15 protein-coding genes are annotated in these 6,874 nt (G+C 61.5%); all 15 read left to right on the top strand.

Annotation, left to right across the window (positions count from 1 at the left end; genetic code table 11):
• Window positions 1-256, top strand: a 256-nt coding sequence (locus AC1D08_RS31815; protein ID WP_477246636.1) for an EF-Tu C-terminal domain-related protein, incomplete at its 5' end; no start/stop codon positions are given.
• A gap of 69 nt (window positions 257-325) precedes the next feature.
• Window positions 326-634 (top strand): 30S ribosomal protein S10, encoded by a 309-nt coding sequence (gene rpsJ / locus AC1D08_RS31810; protein WP_010909272.1) that lies wholly within the window; start codon window positions 326-328, stop codon window positions 632-634.
• Window positions 635-695: 61 nt separating this feature from the next.
• Complete coding sequence (gene rplC / locus AC1D08_RS31805; protein WP_184874355.1) at window positions 696-1,424, top strand: 50S ribosomal protein L3; 729 nt, start codon at window positions 696-698, stop codon at window positions 1,422-1,424.
• Window positions 1,424-2,044, top strand: a complete 621-nt coding sequence (rplD, locus tag AC1D08_RS31800) for a 50S ribosomal protein L4 (RefSeq protein WP_006333366.1) — start codon at window positions 1,424-1,426, stop codon at window positions 2,042-2,044. Before rplC ends, rplD begins: the two co-directional genes overlap by 1 nt.
• Window positions 2,041-2,334 (top strand): 50S ribosomal protein L23, encoded by a 294-nt coding sequence (locus AC1D08_RS31795; RefSeq protein ID WP_010909275.1) that lies wholly within the window; start codon window positions 2,041-2,043, stop codon window positions 2,332-2,334. Before rplD ends, AC1D08_RS31795 begins: the two co-directional genes overlap by 4 nt.
• Before the next feature lie 22 nt (window positions 2,335-2,356).
• On the top strand, window positions 2,357-3,190 hold the full coding sequence (gene rplB, locus AC1D08_RS31790; protein WP_095089679.1) for a 50S ribosomal protein L2: 834 nt from the start codon (window positions 2,357-2,359) through the stop codon (window positions 3,188-3,190).
• A 16-nt stretch (window positions 3,191-3,206) separates the two neighbouring features.
• On the top strand, window positions 3,207-3,485 hold the full coding sequence (rpsS, locus tag AC1D08_RS31785) for a 30S ribosomal protein S19 (protein ID WP_006205463.1): 279 nt from the start codon (window positions 3,207-3,209) through the stop codon (window positions 3,483-3,485).
• 2 nt (window positions 3,486-3,487) lie between these two features.
• Window positions 3,488-3,877, top strand: a complete 390-nt coding sequence (gene rplV / locus AC1D08_RS31780; protein WP_006205462.1) for a 50S ribosomal protein L22 — start codon at window positions 3,488-3,490, stop codon at window positions 3,875-3,877.
• Entirely contained in the window at window positions 3,877-4,602 is a 726-nt protein-coding gene (rpsC, locus tag AC1D08_RS31775) for a 30S ribosomal protein S3 (protein ID WP_013895697.1), read from the top strand. The genes rplV and rpsC overlap by 1 nt, the downstream gene beginning before the upstream one ends.
• A gap of 27 nt (window positions 4,603-4,629) precedes the next feature.
• Window positions 4,630-5,043, top strand: a complete 414-nt coding sequence (gene rplP / locus AC1D08_RS31770; RefSeq protein ID WP_013531427.1) for a 50S ribosomal protein L16 — start codon at window positions 4,630-4,632, stop codon at window positions 5,041-5,043.
• A gap of 13 nt (window positions 5,044-5,056) precedes the next feature.
• Entirely contained in the window at window positions 5,057-5,257 is a 201-nt protein-coding gene (gene rpmC, locus AC1D08_RS31765) for a 50S ribosomal protein L29 (RefSeq protein WP_457154019.1), read from the top strand.
• 11 nt (window positions 5,258-5,268) lie between these two features.
• Window positions 5,269-5,508, top strand: a complete 240-nt coding sequence (gene rpsQ / locus AC1D08_RS31760) for a 30S ribosomal protein S17 (RefSeq protein WP_010909280.1) — start codon at window positions 5,269-5,271, stop codon at window positions 5,506-5,508.
• A 71-nt stretch (window positions 5,509-5,579) separates the two neighbouring features.
• Entirely contained in the window at window positions 5,580-5,948 is a 369-nt protein-coding gene (gene rplN, locus AC1D08_RS31755) for a 50S ribosomal protein L14 (protein ID WP_006205457.1), read from the top strand.
• 12 nt (window positions 5,949-5,960) lie between these two features.
• Window positions 5,961-6,275, top strand: coding sequence for a 50S ribosomal protein L24 (gene rplX, locus AC1D08_RS31750; protein ID WP_013531428.1), 315 nt, complete (start codon window positions 5,961-5,963; stop codon window positions 6,273-6,275).
• Entirely contained in the window at window positions 6,268-6,867 is a 600-nt protein-coding gene (rplE, locus tag AC1D08_RS31745; RefSeq protein ID WP_095089681.1) for a 50S ribosomal protein L5, read from the top strand. Before rplX ends, rplE begins: the two co-directional genes overlap by 8 nt.
• The last annotated feature ends 7 nt before the right edge of the window (window positions 6,868-6,874 follow it).

The following is a 6,874-nucleotide window of genomic DNA, read 5'->3' as shown; positions in this document are numbered from 1 at the left end:
CATCCTGACCAAGGACGAAGGTGGCCGTCACACGCCGTTCTTCACCAACTACCGTCCGCAGTTCTATTTCCGCACGACGGACGTGACCGGCATCGTGTCGCTGCCGGAAGGCACCGAGATGGTGATGCCGGGCGACAACATCACGGTCGATGTCGAGCTGATCGTGCCGATCGCCATGGAAGAGAAGCTGCGCTTCGCTATCCGTGAAGGCGGCCGCACCGTCGGTGCCGGCATCGTCGTCACCATCAAAGAGTAATTTGGACTTAAACCGATCTGTCGCGGGCGCAGGAGTTGCCCGCGCCGCGCCAGAACAAGGAAGTGACGCATGAACGGACAGAATATCCGCATCCGCCTGAAGGCGTTTGATCACCGCGTGCTCGACGCCTCGACGAAGGAAATCGTGTCGACGGCCAAGCGCACCGGTGCCAACGTCCGCGGCCCCATTCCGCTGCCGACGCGGATCGAAAAGTTTACGGTCAACCGGTCGCCTCACGTCGACAAGAAGAGCCGCGAGCAGTTCGAGATGCGCACGCACAAGCGTCTGCTCGACATCGTCGATCCGACCCCGCAGACGGTCGATGCTTTGATGAAGCTCGATCTGGCCGCCGGTGTGGACGTCGAGATCAAGCTCTAAGGGAATGAGAGCGCGGTAAGGGGCGGTGCCCCTGGCCCGGAACTCTAAAGGAATTGAACCGATGCGTTCAGGTGTGATTGCAAAGAAGGTGGGAATGACCCGCATCTACAACGATGCCGGGGAACATGTTCCCGTCACCGTTCTCCAGATGGAGAACTGTCAGGTCGTGGCGCAGCGCACGCAGGAGAAGAATGGCTACACTGCCGTTCAGCTCGGCGTTGGCCTTGCCAAGGTGAAGAACACGTCGAAGGCGCTGCGCGGCCATTTCGCGACCGCTTCCGTCGAGCCGAAGGCGAAGGTCGCCGAGTTCCGCGTCTCCGCCGACAACATGATCGATGTCGGCGCCGAGATCACCGTCGAGCATTTCGTCCCCGGCCAGAAGGTCGATGTGACGGGCACGACGATCGGCAAGGGTTTTCAGGGCGTCATCAAGCGCCACCACATGGGTGGTGGCCGCGCGACGCACGGTAACTCGGTCTCGCACCGTACGCACGGTTCGACCGGCCAGCGCCAGGACCCGGGCAAGGTGTTCAAGGGCAAGCATATGGCTGGCCACATGGGCGACACCCGCGTCACCACGCAGAATGTCGAGATCGTTTCGACCGACGCCGACCGCGGCCTGATCCTGATCCGCGGTGCGGTTCCCGGATCGAAGGGCGCCTGGATCCTGGTCCGCGATGCGGCCAAGGTGGCACTGCCGGCCAATGCGCCGAAGCCTGCCGCGATCCGCCCAGTTGCAGCAGGGAGTGCTGCTAAGAACGAGGCTCCGGCCACAGAGGGAGCGGAATAATGGATCTCAAGATCACAACGCTTGGCGGCAAGGACGCCGGCAAGGTGGAACTCTCCGAGGAGATTTTCGGCCTTGATCCGCGCGAGGACATCCTGCAGCGCGTCGTGCGCTGGCAGCTCGCCAAGAAGCAGCAGGGCACGCACAAGGCCAAGGGCCGCGCCGAAATCGCGCGCACCGGTGCCAAGATGTACAAGCAGAAGGGTACGGGCCGCGCCCGTCACCATTCGGCACGCGCTCCGCAGTTCCGCGGCGGCGGCAAGGCTCACGGCCCGGTCGTTCGCAGCCATGAGCACGAACTGCCGAAGAAGGTTCGCGCGCTTGGCCTCAAGCATGCTCTCTCGGCCAAGGCCAAGAGCGCGTCGATCATCATCATCGACGAGCTGAAGCTGACCGAGGCCAAGACCAAGGCGCTGATCGCGAATTTCGCGACGCTGGGCCTGACCAACGCTTTGGTGATCGGCGGTGCCGAGCTTGACAAGAACTTCAAGCTGGCGGCGACGAACATCCCCAACATCGACGTGCTGCCCATCCAGGGCATCAACGTCTACGACATTCTGCGCCGCGGCACGCTGGTCCTTTCGAAGGCCGCCGTCGAGGCTCTCGAGGAGCGCTTTAAATGACCGACCTTCGTCATTATGACGTGATCGTCTCGCCGGCGATCACCGAAAAGTCGACCATGGCCTCCGAGCAGAACCAGGTCGTCTTCAACGTCGCCAAGAAGGCGTCGAAGCCGGAAATCAAGGCCGCCGTCGAAGCGCTGTTCGGCGTCAAGGTGATGGCCGTGAACACGCTTGTCCGCAAGGGCAAGATCAAGCGCTTCCGCGGCACGATCGGCCGCCAGAGCGACGTCAAGAAGGCGATTGTGACATTGGCCGACGGCCAGTCGATCGACGTCGCGACGGGTCTCTGAGCAAGGTCGCGAGGACAGAACAATGGCACTGAAAAAATTCAACCCGGTAACGCCGAGCACCCGCCAGCTGGTCATCGTCGACCGCTCGGGCCTCTACAAGGGCAAGCCCGTCAAGGGTCTGACCGAGGGCCTGACCAAGTCGGGCGGCCGCAACAATTACGGTCGCATCACCGCCCGCTTCATCGGTGGTGGCCACAAGCGTTCGTACCGCATCATCGACTTCAAGCGCCGCAAGTTCGACGTTGTGGGCACGGTCGAGCGCATCGAATACGATCCGAACCGCACCGCTTTCATCGCGCTCATCAAGTACGACGACGGCGAGCTGTCCTACATCATCGCTCCGCAGCGTCTGGCCCCCGGCGACAAGATCGTTTCCGGTGAAGCCGTCGACGTGAAGCCGGGCAATGCGATGCCGTTGGCCTCGATGCCGGTCGGCACCATCGTCCACAACATCGAGCTGAAGCCGGGCAAGGGCGCCCAGGTTGCCCGTTCGGCAGGTGGCTACGGCCAGCTGGTCGGCCGCGACCAGGGCATGGCGATCCTGCGCCTCAACTCGGGCGAGCAGCGTGTCGTGCACGGCTCCTGCATGGCCACCGTCGGTGCCGTGTCCAATCCGGACCATGGCAACATCAACGACGGCAAGGCCGGTCGTACGGTTTGGCGTGGCAAGCGTCCGCACAATCGCGGCGTGACCATGAACCCGGTCGACCATCCGCACGGCGGCGGCGAAGGCCGCACCTCGGGTGGCCGCCATCCGGTTTCGCCCTGGGGCAAGCCGACCAAGGGCAAGAAGACGCGGTCCAACAAGGCGACCGACAAGTTCATCCTGCGCTCGCGCCATCAGCGCAAGAGCTAAGAAGAGGTAACGCCAAGTGACTCGTTCTATTTGGAAAGGCCCCTTCATCGACGGCTACCTTCTCAAGAAGGTGGACAAGGTTCGTGAAGGTGGTCGCAATGAGGTGATCAAGATGTGGAGCCGTCGCTCCACCATCCTGCCGCAGTTCGTCGGCTTCACCTTCGGTGTCTACAACGGCCAGAAGCATGTTCCCGTCTCGGTGAACGAGGACATGGTCGGTCACAAGTTCGGTGAATTCGCTCCGACCCGGACCTATTACGGTCACGGCGCGGATAAGAAGGCGAAGAGGAAATAATCATGGGCAAGGCCAAAGCTCCGCGCAGGCTTGCTGACAACGAAGCGCGCGCCGTATTGCGCACGATCCGTATCAGCCCGCAGAAGCTGAACCTCGTTGCCGCGCTGATCCGCGGCAAGAAGGTCGCGACAGCGCTTTCCGATCTCGAATTTTCGGCCAAGCGGATTTCCGGCACGGTCAAGAAGACGCTGGAATCGGCAATCGCCAACGCGGAAAACAACCACGACCTCGACGTCGATGCACTGATCGTGGCGGAAGCCTATGTCGGCAAGTCGATCGTCATGAAGCGGTTCCATGCCCGTGGCCGTGGTCGCGCCAGCCGTATCGAGAAGCCGTTCTCGCACCTCACGATCGTCGTTCGTGAAGTCGAAGAAAAAGGGGAGGCCGCATAATGGGCCAGAAAGTCAATCCGATCGGTCTTCGCCTCGGCATCAACCGCACCTGGGATTCGCGCTGGTTCGCGAACACCGGCGAGTACGGCAAGCTGCTGCATGAGGACATCAAGATCCGCAAGTATCTTGAGAAGGAACTCAAGCAGGCTGCGATCTCGAAGGTCGTCATCGAGCGTCCGCACAAGAAGTGCCGCGTCACCATCCACGCCGCGCGCCCGGGTCTGATCATAGGCAAGAAGGGCGCCGACATCGAGAAGCTTCGCAAGAAGCTGATGGAGATGACGAAGTCCGAGACGCACCTCAACATCGTTGAAGTGCGCAAGCCGGAAATCGACGCGACGCTGGTCGCCCAGTCGATCGCCCAGCAGCTCGAGCGTCGTATCGCGTTCCGTCGCGCCATGAAGCGCGCCGTGCAGTCGGCGATGCGCCTCGGTGCCGAAGGCATCCGCATCAACTGCGCCGGCCGTCTTGGCGGTGCTGAGATTGCGCGCATGGAATGGTACCGCGAAGGCCGCGTGCCGCTGCATACACTGCGCGCCGATGTCGACTACGGCACGGCCGAGGCGAACACGGCGTACGGCATCTGCGGCGTCAAGGTCTGGGTGTTCAAGGGCGAGATCCTTGAGCACGACCCGATGGCTTCGGAACGTCGTGCGACCGAGGGTGATGCTGCACATGGCGGTGGTGGTGATCGCGAACGCGGTCGTCGTCGCGAAAACGCGTGAGACATTTAGGAATTTGGAGTTAGAACGATGCTGCAGCCAAAGCGCACAAAGTTCCGCAAGCAGTTCAAGGGCCGTATCCATGGTACCGCAAAGGGCGGCACCAATCTGGATTTCGGTGGTTTCGGGCTGAAGGCGCTTGAGCCGAACCGCGTCACCGCACGTGAGATCGAGGCGGCCCGCCGCGCGATCACCCGTGAAATGAAGCGCGCCGGTCGCGTCTGGATCCGTATTTTCCCGGACGTGCCGGTCACTTCGAAGCCGACCGAAGTCCGCATGGGCAAGGGCAAGGGCGCTGTCGATTACTGGGCGGCGCGCGTCAAGCCGGGCCGCATCATGTTCGAGATCGACGGCGTCAATGAAGAAACCGCCCGTGAGGCACTGCGTCTCGGCGCGGCCAAGCTCTCGGTCAAGACGCGCTTCGTGCAGCGCATCGCAGAATAAGGACGGGCTGATCATGAAAGCCGAAGACATCCGGACCAAGACCCAGGACCAGCTGACCGACGACCTGGCCAGCCTGAAGAAGGAGCAGTTCAACCTGCGCTTCCAGAAGGCCACCGGCCAGCTCGAGAAGACCGCGCGCGTGAGACAGGTCCGTAAGGACATTGCGCGTATCAAGACCATCGCTGCGGAAAAGTCCGTGGCTAAGAAGGCTTAAGGACGAAAACCATGCCAAAGCGCATTCTGCAGGGCACCGTCGTCAGCGACAAGAACGAGAAGACGGTTGTCGTCAAGGTCGAACGGCGCTTCACGCATCCCGTGATGAAGAAGACCGTGCGCATGACTAAGAAGTACAAGGCGCACGACGAGAACAACGCCCACAAGGTTGGCGATCAGGTGTTCATCCAGGAATCGAAGCCGATTTCCAAGGACAAGCGCTGGATCGTCGTGTCTTCGGACCAGGCGTAAACAACGAATTTTGGACAGACCGGGGAGGGGCTTTGAGCCCGTCCCGTTAGAAAAGAAGAAGGCGGCCAGTCATGATTCAGATGCAAACAAACCTCGACGTCGCGGATAATTCCGGCGCCCGTCGTGTCATGTGCATCAAGGTGCTGGGCGGCTCGAAGCGGAAATACGCTTCCGTGGGCGACATCATCGTGGTGTCGATCAAGGAAGCCATCCCGCGCGGCCGCGTGAAGAAGGGCGATGTGATGAAGGCGGTCGTGGTTCGCACGGCCAAGGACATCCGCCGCCCGGACGGCAGCGTGATCCGTTTCGACAAGAACGCAGCCGTTCTCGTCGACAACAAGAAAGAGCCGATCGGCACGCGTATCTTCGGACCGGTTCCGCGCGAACTTCGCGCCAAGAACCACATGAAGATCATCTCGCTCGCGCCAGAAGTGCTGTAAGGAGCCGGACCAATGCAAAAGATTAGAAAAGGCGACAAGGTCGTCGTGCTGGCCGGCAAGGACAAGGGCCGTTCGGGCGAAGTCCTCTCGGTTCAGCCGAAGGAAGACACCGCGCTGGTGCGCGGCGTCAACATGATCCGTCGTCACCAGAAGCAGTCCCAGTCCCAAGAGGGCGGGATCATCACCAAGGAAGCGCCGATCCAGCTGTCGAACATCGCGCTGGCCGACCCTAAGGATGGCAAGCCGACCCGCGTCGGCTTCATCTTCCAGAAGGACGGCAAGAAGGTGCGCGTCGCCAAGCGCTCGGGAGAAGTCATCAATGGCTAAGGCTCAAACCACGAAGCCCAAGGCTGAAAGCAAGCAGTCCAAGGCTCAGAACACGCCGCGCCTCAAGCAGGTCTACAACGAGACCATCCGCAAGGCGCTGCAGGAGCAGTTCGGCTACGACAACGAGATGCAGGTTCCGCGCATCGACAAGATCGTGCTGAACATGGGCGTTGGCGAAGCGACCGGCGATTCGAAGAAGCCTTCGATCGCGGCCGAAGACCTGGCGATGATCGCCGGCCAGAAGGCCGTCGTCACCCGCGCCCGCAACTCCATCGCCGGCTTCAAGGTCCGCGAGAAGATGCCGATCGGCGCCAAGGTCACGCTACGCAAGGAACGCATGTACGAGTTCCTCGACCGCCTCGTGAACATCGCACTGCCACGCGTCCGCGACTTCCGCGGGCTCAATCCGAAGAGCTTCGATGGCCGTGGCAACTACGCCATGGGCATCAAGGAACACATCGTGTTCCCGGAGATCAACTACGACAAGGTTGATCAGATCTGGGGCATGGACGTCATCGTTTGTACGACTGCGAAGACGGACGACGAAGCCAGGGCTTTGCTCAAGGCTTTCAACTTCCCCTTCCGCCAGTAACGGCAGC

It is taken from the genome of Mesorhizobium sp. P2_E6, assembly GCF_056403835.1.
This window is presented reverse-complemented; position numbering and strand designations above follow the sequence as displayed.